The following is a 725-nucleotide window of genomic DNA, read 5'->3' as shown; positions in this document are numbered from 1 at the left end:
CCAGTCGGCGGTGCTGATGGCCGTCAAGGATGGTGCGCAGCGGGTGGTGCGTTTCGCCAGGGGGGAAAGCACCAAGCGCTGCGCACCATCCTTGACGGCCATCAGCACCGCCGACTGGGCCGCGATCCGTTGACAGACCAGACTACCTGCGCTGATTATGCCGCGCACGATCTCGGTAAAGGTCACCTGAGTGCGCAGGTCACCGATCAGACCGTAGAAGGTGCTGAGGTACGCTGTAAAAGGATCTGTCCAAGCAACTTGCCACTCCATCGCTACCCCTCCTCGTGTTGAGATGGGGTTATTCTACCCCATATCCCCGCCGAGGAAAAGTATTTATGACCGGATCTCAGGAACAATTCGTTGACAATCCCGCCCTGGTAGAGCACATCGAAAAGACCGTGGTGCTGCCCGATGTTCATGCCCGTCAGGGGAATGTTGGCCAGGATGCAACCCACACCGATGGGTAGCAGCAGCACCGGCTCGTATTCTTTGGCAATAGCCAGCCAGATGAGGATGCCGCCGACAATCATCATGATAATGCGTGGCCATTCCACGCCCAGGGTGATGATCCCTTGCAGGAGTTCATTGAGCAGCGATGTCCAATTCACTTGCCGCCTCTTTCTTGCCTGCTAACTTCCCAGTTTTCACCGTAATCCGTTCTCTCCGTTGACCCTTTCACCACAAACAACACGTCGCCGTAGTTCACGCTTTGCCCTTCGCCTACG

Annotated in this window: 2 protein-coding genes; both read right to left on the bottom strand. The window is 56.7% G+C overall.

Features of this window, described 5'->3' with window-relative positions; translation table 11 throughout:
* Window positions 1-270: hypothetical protein (locus NUW23_16350; protein ID MCR4427718.1), on the bottom strand; the 270-nt coding region annotated here is incomplete at its 3' end.
* Between the two features lie 2 nt (window positions 271-272).
* Complete coding sequence (locus NUW23_16345) at window positions 273-608, bottom strand: sodium ion-translocating decarboxylase subunit beta (GenBank protein MCR4427717.1); 336 nt, start codon at window positions 606-608, stop codon at window positions 273-275.
* Between the last annotated feature and the right edge of the window lie 117 nt (window positions 609-725).

The organism is Bacillota bacterium (genome assembly GCA_024655925.1).
Lineage (GTDB): Bacteria > Bacillota > DTU025 > DTU025 > JANLFS01 > JANLFS01.
Note: the sequence above shows the minus strand (reverse complement) of the source record. Positions and strands in the feature narration are given on the sequence as shown.